Raw genomic sequence first — 21223 nt, forward strand, 5'->3', positions numbered from 1 at the left:
ATCTAAAACGTTCGATACAGCAAAGCGAGCAAAGCGCAAAAAAAGCGGGCCGCGAAGGCCCGCTTTGTCATTCCGGCTTGCTCGACCGCGGCAACGCGCAATCGAACAAGCCGCACGCATCGGCGGCGCCACGCAAGCGCGCCGCCCGCGCTCATTGCTTCGATGTCACCGCTTCAACGCGGCGCGCGCCCGCGCGATCAACGCCGAAGTCGACGAGTCGTGCTTCTTCTCATCGACGCTTGCCGCGGTCAGATCGGCCTCGACCACCTTGCCGAGAATCTTGCCCAACTCGACGCCCCATTGATCGAACGGATTGATGTTCCAGACCGACGCCTGCACCAGCACCTTATGTTCATACAACGCGATCAACGCGCCGAGCGAACGCGCGGTGAGCGCCTCGACGAGCAGCGTGCTGGTCGGCCGGTTGCCCGGAAACACCAGGTGCGGCGCGAGTTCCGGTTGATCGGCGCCGGCCACCTTTGTCGCTTCCTCGAGCGTGCGGCCGAGCATCAATGCTTCGCTTTGCGCGAAGCAGTTCGCCAGCAGCTTCGGATGATGGCTCGCGAGCGGATGCTCCGGCGTCAGCACCGCGATGAAGTCGATCGGCACGATCGTCGGGCCTTGATGCAGCATCTGGAAGAACGCATGCTGGCCGTTCGTGCCGGGCTCGCCCCACGTCACCGCGGAGGTCGGATAGTCGACGGTTGCGCCATCGAGACGCGCCGACTTGCCGTTGCTCTCCATTTCGAGCTGTTGCAGATACGAGGGCAGGTAATGCAGCGCTTCCGAATACGGCGCGACCAGATAGCTTTGCGAGCCGAAGAAGTTGCGATACCAGATGCCGAGCATGCCGAGCAGCACCGGCAGGTTTTTTTCGAGCGGCGCGTCGCGGAAATGCTGGTCCATTTCATTAGCGCCGGCGAGCAGTTCGCCGAACTGTTGCGGGCCGACCGCGATCATGATCGACAAACCCACCGCCGACCACAGCGAATAACGGCCGCCGACCCAGTCCCACATCTCGAACACGTTTTCTTTCGCGATGCCGAACTTGACCACTTCCGCGGGATTGGTCGACACGCCGACGAAGTGCTTCGCCAGCGCATTTTCCGGGCAACCCTTCTGGACGAACCAGTCGCGCAGCGAGCGCGCGTTGGTCATGGTTTCGAGCGTGGTGAACGTCTTGGAGACGATGATCGCGAGCGTTTCCTCGGGATCGATCTTCTGCATCACGTTGTAGAGATCCGCGCCGTCGACGTTCGATACGAAGTGCGTGGTGATGTCGGGCGTGGCCAGATGCTGCAGCGCGTGCACGACCATCTTCGGCCCGAGGTCCGAGCCGCCGATGCCGATGTTCACCACGTAGCGGATCCGCTTGCCGGTATAGCCGGTCCATGCGCCGCTGCGCACCTGGTCGGCGAACGCGGCCATCTTCGCGCGCTCGGCCTGTACCTGCGCGTGGAACGGCGCGTTCGGGTCGCTGGCGCGCAAGGCCGTGTGCAGCGCGGCGCGGCCTTCGGTGGGATTGACGACTTCACCCGCGAACATCGCGTCGCGGCGCTTCTCGACGCCCGCTTCGCGCGCGAGCTGCACGAGTAGGTTCAGGGTTTCGTCGGTGATGCGGTTCTTCGAGAAATCGGCTGCGAGACCGCCGCCCGCGAACGCGAAGCGCTCGGCGCGAGTGGGGGCGGGGTCGTTCTCGGGGGCGAACCAGTCGCGCAGGTGCGCATCGCGAATGCTTTCGTAATGCGTTTGCAGCGAGGACCAGGAGGGGAGCGAGTTCTGCGTCATAGCGTCCGTCTAACGAAGGGGCACGAAGAAAGGCGTGCGCGTGAAGCGCTGCCGAGGATGATGCAACGATGCTGTTAGAGCGATGCCGCGCGGCCGGTTCGCCGCGGCTTGCGCTGAAACTTCGGGCCGGCAGCCTCGCGATGAAGCCGCCCGTTGAAGTTTCGCCGCAACCCGCGAAGGACCCAACCCGCGGCGCAGTCGGTCAGTATAACGGCGTTGCGTGACAGGTGGCAGCGGGGTGGCAGCGGGGCGGCAGCGGTTTGGCCGGGCCGCGCAAGCGACGGGATCGACGTGGTCAGCTCGTAGCCGGATAGAACAGCCGGTTCAGCAAGGTCCGCACCATCGGCGCCAGTTCGCCCGCCGTCAAACCGGCCGGGCCGTGGCCTTGCGCGCTCAGCGTATCGGCGGCGAGGCCGTGCAGATAGACGCCCGCGAGGGCCGCTTCGTAGCGCGGCAGATGCTGCGCGAGCAGCGCCCCGATGATGCCGCCCAGCACGTCGCCGGTGCCGCCCGTCGCCAGCGCCGCGTTGCCGGTGGGATTGATCGTGAGGCGGCCGTCCGGCGCCGCGATCACGGTGCCGCTGCCCTTCAGCACGACGACGCTGGCGAAGCGCGCGGCCAGCGCGCGCGCCGCGGCGAGGCGGTCGCGCTGCACGCCCGGCGCGTCGGTGCCGAGCAGGCGCGCGGCTTCGAGCGGATGCGGCGTGAGGATGCACGGATCGCCTTGCACGCCGCGCGCGGTGAGTTCGGCGGCGAGCGAGGGGGCTTTGGCAAGCAGATTCAGCGCGTCGGCATCGAACAGCTTGGGCACGTCGAGCGGCAGCACGTCGTGCATGACGCGCGTGGCGCGCTCGCCGTGCCCCATGCCGCAACCGACGGCGAGCGCGTCCATCTTGTCGAGCGGCAGCGCGTCGACGGCATGCAGCATCAGTTCGGGATGCGGCGGATCGTAGGGCGGCGCGCCTTCGCCCAGGATGGCGACGTGCACCTTGCCCGCGCCGGTGTAGAGCGCCGCGCGCGCGGCGAGGATCGGCGCGCCGCACATGCCGGTGTCGCCGCCGACCACCGCGAGGCTGCCGAAGCTGCCCTTGTTGGTCGCGAAGTCGCGCGGCGGCAGAAAGGCGGCGAAGAGTTCCGGCGCGTTCAATTGCACGGCCGTGCGGGCGCTGCAATCGACGCCGATCGGCGCCACGGTCACCGCGCCGGCGAGGTCGCGCCCTTGCGCGGTGAAGAGGCCGGGTTTCGCGCCGATGAACGTGATGGTGTGCGTGGCGTGGACCGCGGCGCCGTCGCCATTGCCGACGATCGTACCGGTGTCGCTGTCGAGGCCGCTCGGCACGTCGAGCGCGAGCACGCCGCCTCTTCTCGGCCTGGCCTTCGCGCGTTGCGAGAGTTGCCGCGCGAGGCTCGCGAACACGCCTTCGAGTTCACGCGTGAGGCCGATGCCGAACATGCCGTCCACGAGCCAGGTGTAGCTGTCGAGCGAGGCGGGCGGCGCCGCGCTGATCGGCACGCCCGCGGCGCGGGCCGTGTCGAGCGCCCAGCGGGCGTCGGCCGGCTTGACCTCGACCGGCATGCACAGATCGACGGCGATGCCGGCCTGGTGCAGCTCGGTCGCGAGAACGAGGGCGTCGCCGCCGTTGTTGCCCGGCCCCGCGACGAGCCAGACCTTCTGCTTCGATTTGCCGATCGACGTGTCGCGGGTGATCTGCTCCTTCAGAAAGCTCGCGGCGGATTTGCCCGCGCGCGACATCAGCGTATGAGGCGGCAGGGACGCCGACGCCTGGGCCTCGGCGATCCGCAGATCGGTCAGCGTGAGGAGAGGAAGCGCCCGGTTGTGCGGACTGGTGAGCGTGGGCGGCGCGAGGTCGGCTTCTGTCATGGCGGAGGCGGGCGGGCACCTGTTGCGAGGTGAGGAGGCTGTGGGAATCACTATGGTAGTGCCTATGGGGTGCCGATGCGTGATGGGGTTGCCTGGCGTTGTGCTGCCTCGTGCACGCATCCCGATGCCCGATGCCCGATGCCCGACCCGCGACCCGCGACGCCCGATGCCCGCCGCCTCACCGCACCTAGGCGCCCCTCTTTCCGCCGCGCGTGAACTCAGCGGCGCCCACCGTCTCCTACTTGAACCGATCCGCGCGCAGCGCGGCGAGGGTGTCGACGGGTAGCTCCGGCGTCCCGCCCGTGATCAGGTCGGCGATCAGCTTGCCCGACCCGCACGCGAGGCCCCAGCCGGCGGGGCCGTGGCCGGCGTTCACATAGAGCCGCGGATGCAGCGCGTTGCCGATCACCGGCAAGCCGTCCGGCGACAGCAGCTTGACGCCTTCCCACGGCAAGGCCGCCGAGATGCGGGCGGCGCCCGGAATCCAGTCGTGGGTCGCCTGGCCGAGCAGCGCGAGCGCTTCCTTCGTCACCGCTTCGCCGAGCGGCTTGTCGAGCAGGGCGGGGCTCTGCAAGACCGCGCCGCCCGCGATCCGCAGGCGGTGATTCATGCGGCTGATCACGATCCGCTTGACCGCGTCCACGATCGTCACGTGCGGCGCGCATTCCTCATGCGCGATCGGCGCGACCAGCGTGTGCAGGCGCAGCGGATAGAGCGGCAGCCGCAGCCCCAGGCGTTCGAGCAGCGGCAAGCTGCCATGCCCGGCGGCGACGACGACCGCGTCGGCGTTGATCACGTCGACTTCGCGTGAACGCGACGCCACGCCGGGACCCGGCGCCAGTTCCACGCCGGCGCGCTGGCCTTCCAGACGGATCGCCGAGACTTCGCAGCCCAGCATGAATTGCACGCCGCCCTGGGTGTCGAGGACCTGCTTGACGAGTTTCGTGAAAAGCGGGCAGTTCGCCGTGCGCTCATGCTCGAACAGCACGCCGCCGGCGAATTCCGGCTCGGTTCGCACGGAATGCTCGAAGGTCGCGCATTCGGCGGGCGTGAGTTCGTGGTACGGCATTTCGTGCAGGCGCAGCAGACCGAGCGCGGGCCGCAGTTGCTCCCACTCCTGCGCCGAACGCACCAGATGAAGCAGGCCGCTCGCCTGCTCGAACTCGAGCCCGAAGCGCGCTTCCATGTCGGCCAGCGTCTCGCGCGACATCTCGATCAGCGGGCGCAGCAATCCGTATTGATGGCCGTACGGGTTCGGATCCTGGAGCCGCGCGAGCTGCTTGACGAACTGGCGCGCCGGTCCGTTGAAGCCAGCCTTGTTGACCACGCCGTTCCTGGCGTTCTGACGGCTCGCCATGAAGGTCGGGCCGAACCATACGTCGAGCGGAGTGGGCAGCACGATGCCGCTGTGCCCATAGGTGGCGCCCTGCGCGACGGTGGCATGGCGCTCCACGACGCAGACCCGATGACCGGCCGCGCGCAGTTGGTAAGCGGTGGCGACGCCTGCTATCCCGCCGCCAATGACGATGACATCCATGTTCTGATTCGAGTTGCCGGCGGGACGCCAAACTGCGCGTGCCGCTCGAGCGTGGCATGCGGCGCGCGGCCCGGCATGACTCACGCCGCTCGCGCCGATCTGATGAAAGGGCGAATGATAGCAGCCAAACGCGCCGACCGGCCACGCCGCCGGCCGCGCCGCCATGCCGTCAGGCCCGCTGGAAGCGCGTTCCCGGGGTATAATCCCGGACTTCCTTTCCGCCTCACGTCGCCTGCACGCGCGACTCATCGGCATCACTCATCGGCATCATTAGCGACGCAACGTCAAGTCCATGGCCCACTTCTCGTGTTTCCCCGGCGCTTCGGCCCTTTCCGATTTCCGTCAAACCCGCCTGCTCGAAACGCTCACGCGCATCGACGCCAACATTACCGGCGTGCGCGGGCAATATCTGCACTTCGTCAACGCGCAAACGCCGCTGTCCGCCGAAGACCACGCGAAGATCGAAGCGCTGATGCACTACGGCGATCCGTTCGAGGAAGGCAAGGAGCGCGGCACGGTCGAAACCTTCCTCGTGGTGCCGCGCTTCGGCACGGTGTCGCCGTGGGCCAGCAAGGCAACGGACATCGCGCATCTGTGCGGTCTCACGCAGGTGCGCCGCATCGAGCGCGGCGTCGAGTACACGGTCACGCTGAAAAGCGGCCTGCTGGGCAAGAAAACGCTCTCCGACGAAGCCCGCGCGGCAGTCGCCGCGGCGCTGCACGACCGCATGACCGAAAGCGTGTCGCCTTCGCGCGACCACGCGCTGCATCTGTTCGACGAACTGCCGGCCAAGCCGTTGCAAACCGTCGACGTGCTGGGCCACGGCCGCGGCGCGCTGGAAGCGGCGAACACGGAACTGGGCCTCGCGCTCGCCGACGACGAAATCGATTACCTGGTGGACGCGTTCACGAGGCTCGGCCGCAACCCGACCGACGTCGAACTGATGATGTTCGCGCAGGCCAACAGCGAGCACTGCCGCCACAAGATTTTCAACGCGGAATGGACGATCGACGGCGAGAAGCAGGACATCTCGCTGTTCAACATGATCCGCAACACCGAGAAGCTCAATCCGCAAGGCACGATCGTCGCGTATTCGGACAACTCGGCGATCATGGCGGGCGGCATGGCCGAACGCTGGTTCCCGCGCACGCCGGCTGAGTTGGGCGAGCACGAGTTGCCGGAGCACTATCGCCGCAACGTCGAACTCACGCACACGCTGATGAAGGTGGAAACGCACAACCACCCGACCGCGATCTCGCCGTTCCCCGGCGCCGCGACGGGCGCGGGCGGCGAAATCCGCGACGAAGGCGCGACCGGCCGCGGCGCGCGTCCGAAGGCGGGCCTCGCGGGCTTCACGGTGTCGAACCTCGAATTGCCGGACGGCGTCGAGGCGTGGGAAAACGCGCGTGACGCCGCCCAGCCGCTCGCGCACCGCAATCCGCACGACAGGTACGAAGCGTATGGCCGTCCCGACCGCATCGCCTCGCCGCTGCAAATCATGATCGACGGGCCGCTCGGCGGCGCCGCGTTCAACAACGAATTCGGCCGGCCGAATCTGGGCGGTTATTTCCGCGCTTACGAACAGAACGTGGCGGGTCTCGTGCGCGGTTATCACAAGCCGATCATGATCGCGGGCGGCATCGGCAATATCTCCGATCAGCACACGCACAAGCACGATCTGCCGGAAGGCTCGCTGCTGATCCAGATCGGCGGGCCGGGCATGCGCATCGGCATGGGCGGCGGCGCGGCCAGTTCGATGGCGACCGGCACCAACACCGCGGAACTCGACTTCGACTCGGTCCAGCGCGGCAATCCGGAGATTGAGCGGCGCGCGCAGGAAGTCATCAATGCGTGCTGGCAGCTCGGCGAGAAGAACCCCATTCTGAGCATTCACGACGTGGGCGCGGGCGGTTTGTCGAACGCGTTTCCGGAAGTCGTGGACGGCGCGGGCAAGGGCGCGGTGTTCAATCTGCGCAATATCCAGTTGGAAGAGAGCGGCTTGTCGCCGCGCGAAATCTGGTCGAACGAAGCCCAGGAGCGCTATGTGCTGGCGATCGCGCCGGCCGATCTGCCGGCCTTCGAGGCGATGTGCGAGCGCGAGCGCTGCCCGTTCGCGGTGGTCGGCACGGCTACGGCCGAGCGTCAGTTGAAGGTGATCGACTCCGAACTCAAGGACGCCGCCGCGCATCAGCCGGTCGACATGCCGATGGAAGTGCTGCTCGGCAAGGCGCCGCGCATGCATCGCGACGTCAGGCGCGTCGAGCGGAAACTCGAACCGGTGGACGTGACGGGCATCGCGTTGCCGGAGGTCGCGACGAGCGTGCTGCGTCACCCCACGGTGGCGAGCAAGTCGTTTCTCATCACGATCGGCGACCGCTCGGTGGGCGGCACGACCGCGCGCGATCAGATGGTCGGCCCGTGGCAAGTCCCGGTCGCCGACGTCGCGATCACCACGATGGACTACGCGGGCTTCCGCGGCGAAGCGATGACGATGGCCGAACGCACGCCGCTCGCCGTGATCGACGCGCCGGCCTCGGGCCGCATGGCGGTGGGCGAGGCGGTGACCAACATCGCGGCGGCGCCGATCGCGTCGCTCGACAAGCTCAAGCTGTCGGCGAACTGGATGGCCGCGTGCGGCGCGCCGGGCGAAGACGCCGCGTTGTACGAGACGGTCAAGGCAATCGGCATGGAACTGTGCCCGGCTCTCGGCATCAGCATTCCGGTGGGCAAGGATTCGCTCTCCATGCGCACCAAGTGGGAAGACCGGGGCGTGGCGAAGGAAGTGGTCGCGCCGGTCTCGCTGATCATCTCGGCGTTCGCGCCGGTCGAGGACGTGCGTCGCCACCTCACGCCGCAACTGCGCCGCGCGAACGATGCTGGCGACTCCGTGCTGATCGCGATCGATCTCGGCCGCGGCAAGCATCGGCTGGGCGGCAGTATCCTCGCGCAAGTCACGCAGCAGGTTGGCGACACGGTGCCGGACGTCGACGATCCCGAAGACCTGAAGCGCTTTTTCAACGCGATCCAGTCGCTCAACAGCGACGGCAAGCTGCTCGCGTATCACGACCGCTCGGACGGCGGCCTGTGGGCGACGGTCTGCGAAATGGCGTTCGCGGGGCATGTCGGCGTGTCGCTGAACGTGGACATGCTGGTGCTCGATCCGCACCACGAATCCGATTACGGCGACGCCAAAGACTGGGCGAAGCAGACGAGCGGCCGCCGTGAAGACCGCACGATCCGCGCGCTCTTCAACGAGGAACTGGGCGCCGTCATTCAGGTGCGCGCGGCCGACCGCGACGCGGTGCTGGTCGCCTTGCGCGAACACGGGCTGTCGGCCTGCTCGCACGTGATCGGCAAGATCAACGAGCGCGACACGATCGAAATCTATCGTGACGCGAAGAAGATTTACGAAGCGCCGCGCACCGAACTGCATCGCACGTGGAGTGAAGTGAGCTGGCGTATTGCGCGTCTGCGCGACAACCCGGCTTGCGCCGATGCCGAATACGACGCGCTTCTGGACGCCGCCGATCCGGGCATTACGCCGGTTCTCACGTTCGATCCGGCTGAAGACGTCGCCGCGCCGTTCCTTGGCAAGGGCGCGCGTCCGCGCGTCGCGATCCTGCGCGAGCAGGGCGTGAACTCGCACCTGGAGACGGCGTATGCATTCGACCGCGCCGGCTTCGACGCGCACGACGTGCACATGAGCGATCTGCTATCGGGCCGCGCGAACCTGGCGGATTTCGCCGGTGCGGTGGCATGCGGCGGCTTCTCATACGGCGACACGCTCGGCGCTGGCGAGGGCTGGGCGAAAGCGATCCGCTTCAACTCGCAACTGGCCGACATGTTCGCCGCATTCTTCGGCCGCGAGGACACCTTCGCGCTGGGCATCTGCAACGGCTGCCAGATGATGAGCAGTCTCGCGTCGATGATTCCGGGCGCCGAAGCCTGGCCGAAGTTCACGCGCAACAAGTCGGAGAAATTCGAAGCGCGCTTCTCGCTGGTCGAGGTCGAGGCTTCGCCGTCGATCTTCTTCGCCGGCATGGAAGGCTCGCGCATTCCGGTGGCGATCGCGCACGGCGAAGGCTATGCGGACTTCTCGCAGCAAGGCGATGTGTCGAAGGTGGCGGTGGCGATGCGTTATGTCGATCACCGCGGTCAGGCGACCGAGCAGTATCCGTTCAACCCGAATGGTTCGCCGAACGGCATCACGTCGGTCACCACGCCGGATGGCCGCTTCACGGTGCTGATGCCGCACACCGAGCGCGTGCATCGCGCGGTGCAGATGAGCTGGCATCCCGAAGGTTGGGGCGAGGGCGGCACGGACGCGAGTCCGTGGATGCGCGTATTCCAGAACGCGCGCCGCTGGCTGGGTTAATCATGTAGCGAAGGCCGTCGCCGCTGTGCGCGCGACGGCCTTGCCGGCAGCGTGCACCAGACGGCGTTGCGATGCCGCGGCGCAGATTGGGGCCGCGCAGGCTTGATCTGTGGTGTTTCTTGCCGCTAATGAGCAAAATTGCCGCCGGTCCGATCCGTACCTGCTCGGGTACATAACGCGACGCGCGCGCCTTCGCAGGTTCTCTTCGTATCCGTTCGGGTACGAAACGGCTCGATGGATCACCCAACATCCCATTTCGTACCCGATCGGATACGAAACTGAGCCGACGCGCATTCCCCGTGGCATAATGTTACCGAGCGGGTACGAACATACACAGGAGAGCGGAGTGCGCGCATCCGACGTTTTGATCGGCAGCATGTCGGCGTTAGGCGATCTCGTGCGCGCTTCGCGGCTTGCGCAAGGGCTCACGCGCGATGACGTCGCCAATGCCACCGGCCTGTCCCCCAAGTTCATCACGCATATCGAGGCGGGCAAGCCGACAGCCCAGATAGGCAAGGTGCTGCATCTTCTCGGCGAATTGGGCATCACTCTCCACGCGGAGGTCTCCGTGGACATTCCCCCTGTGTTAGCCACCAAGGCGCTCCATCGCCGACGGACTTCTCATGGCAGCTAGAACGCTCGCGGCATTCGCGAATGGCCAGCGCGTGGGTGTCGTCAGCGACGAAGGCGGAATCTGGTCATTCGCCTACGACAAGGACTGGCTGGGCGACCGAACATGAAAAAGCCCCGATCAGTCGTTGGCTAACCGGGGCCTGGGCACAATCGAGGAGCGCTGCCGAACGGAAGAACCAACAGCCTTATTCGAGGCTAACGCTGCTCAGTTCTTCACCGTCACCCGACGCGCTTACTGAATCTTCGCGTTCTTACGCAAACCTTCTTCAAACGCCTGCAGCTTTTCCTGCTGGATCTGCTGCACGATCTGCGGACGCACCTGTTCGAGCGGCGGCGGCGTAATGTCGCGCGTGTCGTCGACACGAATGATGTGCCAGCCGAATTGCGTATGCACCGGCGTGTCGGTCATCTGGCCTTTCTGCAGATGCGTGGCCGCGTCTGCGAATTCAGGCACGTAAGCTTTCGGATCCGACCAGTCGAGGTCGCCGCCGTTCTTGCCCGATCCCGGATCTTTCGAGAATTGTTTTGCGAGGTCTTCGAAGCTCGCGCCGCCCTTGATCTTCGCGATCAGATCCTTCGCCTGCTGCTCGTTCTCCACGAGGATGTGGTGCAGGTGATATTCCTTGCCGCCCGCGTCCTTGATCAGCGTGTTGTAACGCGCGGTGACTTCGGCGTCCGTCGGCGTGTTCTTCTTCACGAAGTCTTCGATCAGCGAGCGCAGCACAACGGTTTGTTGCGCGACGGCGATTTGCGCCTTGATGTCCGGCCGATTCGGCAGGCCGCGGCGCAGCGCTTCCTGCATCAGGATTTCGCGGTTCACCAGCTCTTCGCGCACGGCCATTTGCAGTTGCGGCGTGTCCTGCTGGCCTTGATGAACCAGTTGAGCGATCAGCGCGTCGGCGCGTGCTTTGGGAATCGGTGTGCCGTTCACCACGGCGATGTTCTGTGCGAATGCAGGTGCGGCCGCACATGCGGCCAGCAATACCCAAAGGCGGGTTTTCTTCAAGGTCATCGGAAGTTTTCCTAGCGGGACAACAAAGCGAATTCTTCGGGCGTATAAGCCGTGATTGTAAGGGCATGAATGCCGCGCTGCATGGCATCGGCCAGCGCATCATACACCATGCGATGCCGCGCCACGCGGGCCTTGCCGGCGAATGCGGCAGCCACGATCGTGACGCTGAAATGACCGCCGGCGGAGGCGCCGGCGTGGCCCGCATGCTGCGCGCTGTCGTCGGTAATCTGGATCGAGGCGACCGGCGCGAGCGCGGCGCTGAGGCGTGCTTCGATCAGTGCGGCGCGCTCGGCGGTGGTGGCGTGCATGAAAACATCGCTGGTCATTATCACTCTTCCTTCATGTATTTCGCGAGCCACAAACTCTGCCCGACGATGAACACGACGAGGCAGCCAGTCGCGCCGAACAGCTTGAAATTGACCCATTGGTCGGTGGTGTAGTTGTACGCGACGAACAGGTTCACCAGGCCCAGCAGCACGAAAAAGATGGCCCAGACGATGTTCAGCTTGCCCCAGATCGCGTGCGGCAAGCTGATCTGCTTGCCCATCATCGCTTCGATCAGGTTCTTGTTGAACGCGAGTTGCGACACGATCAGCACGACGGAAAACGCCCAGTACAACACGGTCGGCTTCCATTTGATGAAGGTATCGTTGTGCAGCACGAGCGTCGCGCCGCCGAACACCGTGACGACGCCGAGACTCACCCACAGCATCGGATCGACCTTGCGGTGACGGAAGGCCACCCACGCGATCTGCACCAGCGTGGCGGCGATCGCCACTGCCGTCGCCGTGAAAATGCCCCATACCTTGAAGGCGACGAAGAACAGGATGATCGGGAACAGGTCGAACAGGAATTTCATGTCTGGCCGGGAATTCGGAGAGTGGGTCGGAGAACGAGGGACGCGGTGCGAAGCGCCCGATGGCAAGTGAGGCAGCGGCCCGCGATAGCCACCCGCCACAGCGGCCGGCGAACGGCGTTCATTGCCGTTCATCGTGGGATGGCCGCGCCGGGTCGACCCGATTGACCGGTTCGCGAGACGCGACGCACGCACGAAGCACACGCGAAGCACACGCGAAGGTCTCGCAACCGGCGCCCGTTCGATCACGGACGCCGTCCGGCCATGCGCCGAACTCCGCGCTGCGTTACTTGGATTCGAATTGTAGCGCAGCCGAATTGATGCAGTAGCGCAGACCGGTGGGCGCGGGCCCGTCTTCGAACACGTGGCCCAGATGCGCGCCGCAGTTCTTGCATTGCACTTCGATACGCAGCATGCCGTGCGAGCGGTCGGTTTTCTCGGCGATCACTTCGCCGTTGATCGGCTTGAAGTAGCTGGGCCAGCCGCAGCCGGCGTCGAACTTGGTGTCGGATTCGAACAGCGGCGTGCCGCAACAGACGCAGTCGTAGACGCCGCGCTCCCAGTGGTCGTGATAGCGGCCCGTGAAGGGACGCTCGGTGGCGGCGTGGCGCGTCACCTGATATTCGATGTCGGAGAGTTGCTTGCGCCACTCGGCGTCGTCTTTCTGCACGGCCGGGGCGTCGGTCTTGAGGTCGTCGGGATTGTTCATGATCGGGTTCCTGTCTCGGGCTTGTTTTGGGTGCGGCTCGCTTCGCGCATCACGACGAGCAACTGACTTCCAGCGAACTCGCCCAGTCGGGCGGCAACCCCGCATACGCTTCATGCTCGGGCTGTTCGTCGAACGGCCGGCGCAGTACCGCTGCAAGGCGCTCCACTTCGGAAAAGTCCTTCTCTTTCGCGCGGCGGATCGCCGTTTCCGCCAGGTGATTGCGAAGTACGAATTTGGGGTTCACACGGTTCATTGCAATGGCGCGCGTCGCGTCGTCGCGCGTTTCCTCGGACAGCCGCGCGCGGTAGTCGTTCGCCCAGACGTCGAAGGCCGCGCGGTCGAGGAACAGATCGCGCGCCGGGGCGTCGCCGCTCGCGTCGTGCTTCGACAGGCGCGCCAGATTGCGGAACGTCAGCGTGAAATCCGCGCGGTTCGCGTGCATGAGTTCGAACAGGCGATTGATCAACGTGTCGTCTCCCTCGCGCTCCACTTCGAGGCCGAGCTTGGCGCGCATACGGCGCTCCAGCGCCGGCGCGAAACGTTCCTTGAAACCGGCGAGCACACGCTGCGCGTCTTCGATCGCCTTGTCGCCGCGCACGCTTTCCTCATGCTGGGCGCCCAGCAGCGGCAACAGGCCCTGGGCGAGACAGAACAGATTCCAGTACGCGATCTGCGGCTGCATCCGGTACGCGTAACGGCCTTGCGAATCCGAGTGATTGCAGATGTAGCCGGCATCGAAGCCGTCCATGAAACCGAACGGACCGTAGTCGATCGTGAGGCCGAGGATCGACATGTTGTCGGTATTCATCACGCCGTGGCAGAAGCCCACGGCCTGCCATTCGACCATCAGGTCGGCGCTCGACAGCACCGCTTCATTGAGCAGCGCGAGGTATGGATCGTCGGCTTCGCGGCAAAGCGGATAGAAGCGCTCGATCACGTGATCGGCGAGCGCGCGCAGCGCGTCGGTGCGGTCGTTCGAATAGAAATGCTCGAAGTGGCCGAAGCGCACGAAACTCGGCGACACCCGCGTGACCACCGCCGCGGTTTCCACTTCCTCGCGCCGCACCGGCTGATCGGAGCCGATCACGCACAGCGCGCGCGTGGTCGGAATGCCGAGGTGATGCATCGCTTCCGAGCACAGAAATTCGCGGATCGACGAACGCAGCACCGCGCGGCCGTCGCCCATGCGCGAATACGGCGTGCGGCCCGCGCCCTTGAGTTGCAACTCGAAGCGTTGGCCGTCGTGTTCGACTTCGCCCAGACCGAGCGCGCGGCCGTCGCCGAGTTGGCCGGCCCACACGCCGAACTGATGCCCCGAATACACCGACGCATACGGCAACGCTTCGGCGGGCCACTCGCGCGTGGCGTTGCCGGAGAACAGTTCCGCGAAGCCGGGGTCGTTCTGGAGCCCCGGTTCCAAACCGAGCAGCGCGGCGGTTTCCTCGGAGAATCCGACCACGTAGGGCGCGCTGAGCGGCGCGGCGGGCAGGCGCGTCAGAAACGTGCTGCCGAGCCGCGCGAAGGCGTTTTCAGCGGTGCTGGTGAGCGCGTCGGAAAGGGCCGACAACGGCCCGGATAACCCTGCAATGCTTGGGGAAAACGACATGTTGAGCGCCTCTGGATTAACCGATATTGTAAGTCCGCGCCCGCGGGGCTGCTGGCTGGCGTGCTATCGGGCCGCTATCGGCCGCATGGCTCTTTAACCTGCATGGCGGATTTCGCCAACGGCGCTTGCCGCATGCGCTCCCCGAGCTGCCATCCCATTGAAGCAAACAAGGCGAGGAGACTTCTCTATATGACGACGCCGCTGCCTGGCCAGATGATGGACGTGCCGCTCACCGTATCCTCGTTGCTCGCGCATGCCGCGCGGCATTTCGGCGGCACGGAAATCGTGTCGCGGCGCATCGAGGGCGACCTGCATCGCTACACCTACCGCGATTGCGAAAAGCGCGCGAAGCAACTGGCGCAGGCGTTGATCGCACTCGGCGTCGAGCCCGGCGAACGAGTCGCGACACTCGCCTGGAACGGCTACCGGCATCTGGAAGCGTATTACGGCACGACCGGCTTCGGCGCCGTGTGCCACACGATCAACCCGCGGCTCTTTCCCGATCAGATCGCCTACATCGTCAATCACGCCGACGACGCCTACGTGCTGTTCGACACCACCTTCGCGCCGCTCGTCGACACGCTCGCGCCGCAGTGTCCGAAAGTGCGCGGCTGGATCGCGCTCGCCGACGAAGCGCATCTGCCGGTCATGCAAACGCCCGCGCTCAGCTATGAAACGCTGGTCACCGCGCAGGACGGCAACTTCGAATGGCCGCCTCTCGACGAGCGTCAGGCGTCGTACCTTTGCTATACGTCCGGCACCACCGGCAATCCGAAGGGCGCGCTGTATTCGCATCGCTCGACGGTGCTGCATGCGTTCGGCGCGTCCTTGCCCGATGCGATGAGCCTGTCCGCGCGCGACGCCGTGCTGCCGGTCGTGCCGATGTTCCATGTGAACGCATGGGGCATTCCGCACGCCGCGCCCTTGACCGGCGCGAAGCTCGTGTTTCCCGGCAAGGATCTCGACGGCAAGTCGCTGTATGAATTGATGGAAAGCGAGCGCGTCACCTATTCGGCCGGCGTGCCGACCGTGTGGCTCGGCTTGCTGAACTACATGCGCGAGGCGGGCGTGCGGTTTTCGTCGCTCAATCGCACGGTGATCGGCGGCTCCGCGTGCCCGCCGGCCATGCTGCGCACGTTCGAGGACGACTACGGCGTGCAGGTGATCCATGCATGGGGCATGACCGAAATGTCGCCGCTCGGCACCTTGTCGAAACTGACGTGGGAGCAGAGCCAGCGGCCGCTCGCCGAGCAGCGAAAATTGCTCGAAAAGCAGGGGCACGTGCTTTACGGCGTCGATATGAAGATCGTCGGCGAAGACGGGCAGGAACTGCCGTGGGACGGCGTCGCGTTCGGCGATCTGTACGTGCGCGGGCCGTGGGTGATCGACCGGTATTTCCGCCGCGACGACTCGCCGCTGGTGGACGGCTGGTTTCCGACCGGCGACGTCGCCACCATCGACCGCGATAGCTTCCTGAACATCACGGACCGCTCGAAGGACGTCATCAAGTCCGGCGGCGAGTGGATCAGTTCGATCGATGTCGAGAACGTCGCGATCGCGCATCCGGCGGTGGCGGAGGCGGCCTGCATTGCCTGCGCGCATCCGAAGTGGACCGAGCGGCCGTTGCTCGTGGTGGTCAAGCGGCCGGGCTTCGACGTGACACGCGAGGAACTGATCGCGTTCTACGAGGGCAAGGTCGCGAAGTGGTGGATACCGGACGACGTCGTGTTCGTCGACGAACTGCCGCATACGGCCACCGGCAAATTGCAGAAGCTCAAGCTGCGCGACCTCTTCCGCGACCACGTGCTGCCGTCCGCGCTGGCGGACGAGAAGGATTGTCCGCTCGCCAGGGAAACCCCTTCCAATTGAACGGGCGTGCTTTTCTGTGTACTCTGCGTGCTGACGCCGGGAGACTTGCACACTGGGTTTGACCGCTTGTTCGACAATGAGCGTCGAGCAACGGCTCAGTGAACCGGACGGGCGGCGCCCCATGCGTCGCTCATCGAATGGATCGCATGGAGGCAGGCAGATGGCAGTGGACTACACAACCCGTGACGGCGTGGCCGTCATCACGCTGAACAATCCGCCGGTGAACGGCCTCGGTCTTTCGACGCGAGCCGGCATTGTCGAGGGAATCGAGCGCGCGCAGAACGACCCGGCCATCACGGCGATCGTGCTGACGGGCGCGGGCAAGGCCTTCTCGGGCGGCGCCGACATCACCGAATTCAATACGCCGAAAGCGACCCGGGAGCCGACGCTCGCCACGGTCATCAAGGCCGTCGAGGGCAGCGCGAAGCCGGTGGTCGCGGCGATTCACAGCGTCGCGATGGGCGGCGGCCTGGAACTGGCGCTCGGCGCGCATTACCGCATCGCCGCGCGCGGCGCGCAGATCGCGCTGCCCGAGGTGAAGCTCGGCATCCTGCCGGGCGCGGGCGGCACGCAGCGTCTGCCGCGCGCCATCGGCCTGGAGGCCGCGCTCAACATGATCGTCTCCGGCGCAACGGTGATGTCGGAGACGCTGGCCGGCTCGGGCCTGTTCGACGAACTCGTTGAAGGCGATCTGGCCGAGGCGGCGTGCGCGTTTGCCCGCAAGGTCGGCGCGAAGGAAGGTCCGCATCCGAAGGTGCGCGAACGCGAGATCACGCATCCGAACGCAGCCGGTTTCATCCAGTTCGCGCGCAATAGCGTCGCGGCGGTGGCCAAGCCCTTCCCGGCGCCGCACAAGTGCATCGACGCGATCGAGGCCGGCGTGCTGAACGGCTTCGACAAGGGCCTCGCGTTCGAGCGTGAATGCTTTGTCGCACTCGTGCAGACGCCGGAAAGCCGCGCGTTGCGGCATGCGTTCTTCGGCGAACGCGCGGCGAGCAAGATTCCCGATGTGCCAGCGGATACGCCGGTGCGTGACATCGAACAGGTGGCCGTGATCGGCGCCGGCACGATGGGCGGCGGCATCGCGATGAACTTCGTCAACGCGGGCTTTCCGGTCACGCTGCTGGAAACGCGGCAGGAAGCGCTCGACCGCGGACTCGCGACGATCCGCAAGAACTACGAAGCCAGCGTCAGCAAGGGCAAGCTCGAACCGGAGGCGCTCGAGGCGCGCATGGCGTTGATCACGCCCACGCTGTCCTACGACGACCTGAAACACGCCGACCTGATCGTCGAAGCCGTGTTCGAGGAACTCGGCGTGAAGGAACAGGTGTTCAGTCGGCTCGATGAAGTCGCCAAGGCCGGCGCGATCCTCGCGTCGAATACGTCCACGCTGGACCTCGACAAGATCGCGGCCTTTACGAAGCGTCCGCAAGACGTGGTCGGCATGCACTTCTTCAGCCCGGCCAACGTGATGAAGCTGCTCGAAGTCGTGCGCGGCAGGCAGACGGCGAAGGACGTGCTCGCCACCGTCATGAAGCTCGCCAAAAAAATCAAAAAGACCGCGGTGGTCTCGGGCGTGTGCGACGGCTTCATCGGCAACCGGATGATCGAGCAGTACATCCGCCAGGCGCTCTTCATGCTCGAGGAAGGCGCGCTGCCCGCGCAGGTGGACAAGGCCATCGAGAAGTTCGGCTTCGCGATGGGCCCGTTCCGCATGAGCGACCTGGCCGGCAACGACATCGGCTGGGCGATCCGCAAGCGCCGCTATCAGGAACATCCCGACATGCATTACTCGCGAATCGCCGATCGTCTGTGCGAGACCGGGCGCTTCGGGCAGAAGACCGGCGGCGGCTGGTACGACTACAAGGCGGGCGAGCGCACCGCGTATCCGTCGAAGGTGGTCGACGAGATGATCGTCGCGTATTCGAAGGAAACCGGCGTCGCGCGCCGCAAGATCGGCGACGAGGAAATCGTCGAGCGCCTCGTGCTCGCGCTCGTGAACGAAGGCGCGAAGATTCTCGATGAAGGCATCGCGTCGAAGGCGTCGGATATCGACATGGTCTATCTGACCGGCTACGGTTTTCCGATCTATCGCGGCGGCCCGATGCTCCATGCGGATACGCTCGGCCTCTACAACGTCGAGCGCGCGATTCGCCGCTATGCGGCGCAGCCGAACGGCGATGCCTGGCAACTGGCGCCGGGCATCGCCAGGCTCGCGGCCGAGGGCCGTGCGTTCAATGGCTGAAAAGCGTGGCCGAAAAATGCGGCTGAAACACGGCCGAACAAGCCGCTTGAGCGAATGAATGAGGTGGGGCGTTTCAGCGCTTCAGCGATGCGCGAGCGCGCCACCCTCGACACCAGAAAGCAGGAGACTTGCATGACTGACGCCGTAATCGTATCGACCGCCCGCACGGGTCTCGCCAAATCATGGCGCGGCGGTTTCAACATGACGCACGGCGCGACGCTCGGCGGCCACGTCACGCGGGCCGCCGTCGAGCGCGCGAAGCTGGACCCGGCGCGCGTCGAGGACGTGATCATGGGCTGCGCGAACCCCGAGGGCGCGACGGGCATGAACATCGCGCGGCAGATCGCCTTGCGCGCGGGTTTGCCGGTCAGCGTGCCGGGCATGACGGTGAACCGTTTCTGCTCGTCCGGTTTGCAAACGATCGCGCTGGCCGCGCAACGCGTGATCGCCGGTGAAGGCGAGGTGTTCGTGGCGGGCGGCGTGGAGTCGATCTCCTGCGTGCAGAACGAGATGAATCAGCACATGCTTACCGAAGGCTGGCTCAGCGAGAACAAGCCGGAAATCTACTGGTCGATGTTGCAGACCGCCGAGAACGTCGCGAAGCGCTATTCGATTTCGAAGGAGCGCCAGGACGAGTACGGCGTGCGCTCGCAACAGCGCGCCGCGGCCGCGCTCGAAGCCGGCCGGTTCAAGGAGGAGATCGTGCCGTTGACGGTGCTCGCCGGCGTCGCGGACAAGGCAACGGGCCGTCTTTACACGAAGGAAGTGACCGTCAGCGGCGACGAAGGCATTCGTGCCGACACCACGCTCGAAGGCGTCTCGAAGATTCGCACCGCGCTGCCGGGCGGCGTGATCACCGCGGGCAATGCGAGCCAGTTCTCGGATGGCGCATCGGCTTGCGTCGTGATGAACGCGAAGGTCGCGGAACGCGAGGGCTTGCAGCCGCTCGGCATTTTCCGCGGCTTCGCGGTGGCCGGTTGCGAGCCGGACGAGATGGGCATCGGCCCGGTGTTCGCGGTGCCGAAGCTGCTCCGGCAAGCGGGCTTGAAGGTCGAGGATATCGATCTGTGGGAATTGAACGAAGCGTTCGCGGTGCAAGTGCTGTATTGCGCCGACAAGCTCGGCATTCCGCATGAGCGTCTGAACGTGAACGGCGGCGCGATCGCGGTTGGGCATCCGTATGGCGTGTCGGGCGCGCGGCTGACCGGTCATGCGCTGATCGAAGGCAAGCGGCGCGGTGCGAAGCTCGTTGTCGTGACGATGTGTATCGGCGGCGGGCAGGGCGCGGCGGGTTTGTTCGAAGTGGTTTGATGCGGCGCGGGTGGCGGCAGGCGGACGCCGCGTTGTCGTTGTCCGGCATTCGCCGCTTGCGCGGCTTGCCGGCAATCAGGGCAACGCCATTCCCGTAGTCGGCAGACTCAGCGTTCCTCGATCGACGAAGCGCGTCGTGCCCGTCAAGCCGCCCGCCAGCTTGCCGCGCAGAACGTATGGAATCTGCCCCGACTGCGCGGCCCCGGCGAACGCGAAGGCCTGGCGAACCGCGGCGAAAGCCGGCACCGTGAGCGGCACGTCGACGACGGTTTCGCCGAAGCGCGGCACGGTGCCGATCTGATCGCTGACACCGCTCGCGAACGGCTTGCCGTTCAGTTCGAGATCGAGCGACACGCCGTTGAAGCTCACCGCGGATTCGTTCGGATTCTGCACCCGCAGCTTGACGTTGAAGCGCATCTCGAAGCCTTGGCCGTCGAGCGGCTCGATGCCGGCGACGTTCACGCGCAACGGATCGCCGAACAGGCTCGCGCAACCGTTGAGCGTCAGCGTGATGAAAACCGCGAGCATGGCCAGCAGAACAGGACGGCCGCGCAGCAGCGCGCGATGGAAGGACATGACCGGCACCTCGAAGCAAGCGGGTTAAGCATGCATTGTACCGGGCGGCATTGCTCGCCACGAGGCGTTTCAGGCCGCGCGCCGCAGGCTTGTTTCGACGAGGCTCGCCAGATGCCGCACGGCTTGACGCATCGAACCGTGACGTGGGTTTTCAGCGTGCCAAGGCTCACGAAGAACGCGTCGGTACGCGCATGCGTTGCGCTGATCGACACGATGCCGCGCGGCGGCGTGACATGGCGTTCTTCAACGCCGGACGCTTCGATCATTTCATTCGACTGAGTTCACCGAGCACGGACTTCGATCTGGCCGACGAAGCACTGCGCAGGTTAGGGCGCCTGGCGGCGCGGATGGCGACGCATGCGCCGTGATCCGGGCTATATACCCACACGCGACAATGGTGCTCGCGCGTGGGCAACGCCATCGCGGTTATCATTTCTCACTGCCGCGCGCCTGTCGGCGCATGCAAAATTCAAACACTTCGCAGCCCAACGCAGCGAATCGAACAAGGTGATGCCGTGATCCGTCATATCGTGATGTGGAAGCTCAAAGAACACGCAGAGGGCGCCTCGCGCGCTGAAAACGCACTGAAGCTGAAGGAAAAGCTGGAAAGCTGCCGCGACATCGTCCCTGGCATTCTGAAGCTGGAGGTCGGCATCGCGGCGCCGGGCCTCGAATCGAGCTACGACATCGTGCTGGTTTCCGATTTCGCCGACAAAACCGCGCTCGACGCCTATCAGGTCCACCCCACGCACGAAGCGATCAAGGGCTTCGTCGGCGCGGTGCGCGAAGCGCGTCAAGCTGTCGATTACGAAATCTGAACGCGG

The 21223-nt window shown here is 65.6% G+C and carries 16 protein-coding genes; 7 read left to right on the top strand and 9 right to left on the bottom strand.

All coding sequences use genetic code 11. The features are described 5' to 3' along the window. Positions 1-165 precede the first annotated feature (165 nt). The 3 genes from pgi to CUJ90_RS08390 all read right to left on the bottom strand — a co-directional run bounded on the left by pgi (position 166) and on the right by CUJ90_RS08390 (position 5207). A complete protein-coding gene (gene pgi / locus CUJ90_RS08380; protein ID WP_114162403.1) occupies positions 166-1788 on the bottom strand; it encodes a glucose-6-phosphate isomerase in 1623 nt (540 codons plus the stop codon). A 295-nt stretch (positions 1789-2083) separates the two neighbouring features. Next, positions 2084-3670 carry an NAD(P)H-hydrate dehydratase gene (locus CUJ90_RS08385; protein WP_114162404.1) on the bottom strand — a complete coding sequence of 529 codons (1587 nt, stop codon included), beginning with the start codon at positions 3668-3670 and terminating at the stop codon, positions 2084-2086. Positions 3671-3908: 238 nt separating this feature from the next. Next, the gene (locus CUJ90_RS08390) at positions 3909-5207 is read right to left on the bottom strand and encodes an FAD-dependent oxidoreductase (RefSeq protein WP_083084280.1); all 1299 of its coding nucleotides are present in this window, start codon (positions 5205-5207) and stop codon (positions 3909-3911) included. A 292-nt stretch (positions 5208-5499) separates the two neighbouring features. Between CUJ90_RS08390 and purL the strand changes: the two genes are divergently transcribed. Both purL and CUJ90_RS08400 read left to right on the top strand, forming a co-directional pair. Continuing rightward, the gene (purL, locus tag CUJ90_RS08395; protein WP_114162405.1) at positions 5500-9582 is read left to right on the top strand and encodes a phosphoribosylformylglycinamidine synthase; all 4083 of its coding nucleotides are present in this window, start codon (positions 5500-5502) and stop codon (positions 9580-9582) included. A 376-nt stretch (positions 9583-9958) separates the two neighbouring features. Further along, positions 9959-10216, top strand: coding sequence for a helix-turn-helix domain-containing protein (locus CUJ90_RS08400; protein WP_227470809.1), 258 nt, complete (start codon positions 9959-9961; stop codon positions 10214-10216). 231 nt (positions 10217-10447) lie between these two features. On the opposite strand, the gene CUJ90_RS08405 is transcribed toward CUJ90_RS08400, so the two are convergent. The 5 genes from CUJ90_RS08405 to CUJ90_RS08425 form a co-directional block, all read right to left on the bottom strand. Continuing rightward, positions 10448-11227 carry a peptidylprolyl isomerase gene (locus tag CUJ90_RS08405; protein WP_083083691.1) on the bottom strand — a complete coding sequence of 260 codons (780 nt, stop codon included), beginning with the start codon at positions 11225-11227 and terminating at the stop codon, positions 10448-10450. 11 nt (positions 11228-11238) lie between these two features. Then, positions 11239-11553: a BolA family protein gene (locus tag CUJ90_RS08410; protein WP_114162406.1), complete on the bottom strand. Its 315-nt coding sequence runs from the start codon at positions 11551-11553 to the stop codon at positions 11239-11241. A 2-nt stretch (positions 11554-11555) separates the two neighbouring features. Next, positions 11556-12086: a septation protein A gene (locus tag CUJ90_RS08415; protein ID WP_073426673.1), complete on the bottom strand. Its 531-nt coding sequence runs from the start codon at positions 12084-12086 to the stop codon at positions 11556-11558. 283 nt (positions 12087-12369) lie between these two features. Further along, a complete protein-coding gene (msrB, locus tag CUJ90_RS08420) occupies positions 12370-12792 on the bottom strand; it encodes a peptide-methionine (R)-S-oxide reductase MsrB (protein WP_083083693.1) in 423 nt (140 codons plus the stop codon). 49 nt (positions 12793-12841) lie between these two features. Further along, entirely contained in the window at positions 12842-14398 is a 1557-nt protein-coding gene (locus tag CUJ90_RS08425) for a protein adenylyltransferase SelO (RefSeq protein ID WP_114162407.1), read from the bottom strand. 189 nt (positions 14399-14587) lie between these two features. Here CUJ90_RS08425 and CUJ90_RS08430 point away from each other — a divergent pair, with 189 nt between their 5' ends. The 3 genes from CUJ90_RS08430 to CUJ90_RS08440 all read left to right on the top strand — a co-directional run bounded on the left by CUJ90_RS08430 (position 14588) and on the right by CUJ90_RS08440 (position 19823). Continuing rightward, complete coding sequence (locus CUJ90_RS08430; RefSeq protein ID WP_114162408.1) at positions 14588-16267, top strand: 3-(methylthio)propionyl-CoA ligase; 1680 nt, start codon at positions 14588-14590, stop codon at positions 16265-16267. Between the two features lie 160 nt (positions 16268-16427). Next, a complete protein-coding gene (locus CUJ90_RS08435) occupies positions 16428-18512 on the top strand; it encodes a 3-hydroxyacyl-CoA dehydrogenase NAD-binding domain-containing protein (protein ID WP_114162409.1) in 2085 nt (694 codons plus the stop codon). Positions 18513-18644: 132 nt separating this feature from the next. After that, positions 18645-19823, top strand: a complete 1179-nt coding sequence (locus CUJ90_RS08440; RefSeq protein ID WP_114162410.1) for an acetyl-CoA C-acyltransferase — start codon at positions 18645-18647, stop codon at positions 19821-19823. Positions 19824-19898: 75 nt separating this feature from the next. On the opposite strand, the gene CUJ90_RS08445 is transcribed toward CUJ90_RS08440, so the two are convergent. Then, complete coding sequence (locus CUJ90_RS08445; RefSeq protein WP_114162411.1) at positions 19899-20399, bottom strand: LEA/WHy family protein; 501 nt, start codon at positions 20397-20399, stop codon at positions 19899-19901. Between the two features lie 233 nt (positions 20400-20632). Here CUJ90_RS08445 and CUJ90_RS33575 point away from each other — a divergent pair, with 233 nt between their 5' ends. Together CUJ90_RS33575 and CUJ90_RS08455 are read left to right on the top strand one after the other, a co-directional pair. Then, positions 20633-20767 carry a hypothetical protein gene (locus CUJ90_RS33575; RefSeq protein ID WP_277998133.1) on the top strand — a complete coding sequence of 45 codons (135 nt, stop codon included), beginning with the start codon at positions 20633-20635 and terminating at the stop codon, positions 20765-20767. A gap of 147 nt (positions 20768-20914) precedes the next feature. Continuing rightward, the gene (locus CUJ90_RS08455; protein WP_073426665.1) at positions 20915-21217 is read left to right on the top strand and encodes a Dabb family protein; all 303 of its coding nucleotides are present in this window, start codon (positions 20915-20917) and stop codon (positions 21215-21217) included. Positions 21218-21223 lie beyond the last annotated feature (6 nt).

Origin of the sequence: Paraburkholderia terricola (assembly GCF_003330825.1) — a bacterium.
Lineage (GTDB): Bacteria > Pseudomonadota > Gammaproteobacteria > Burkholderiales > Burkholderiaceae > Paraburkholderia > Paraburkholderia terricola.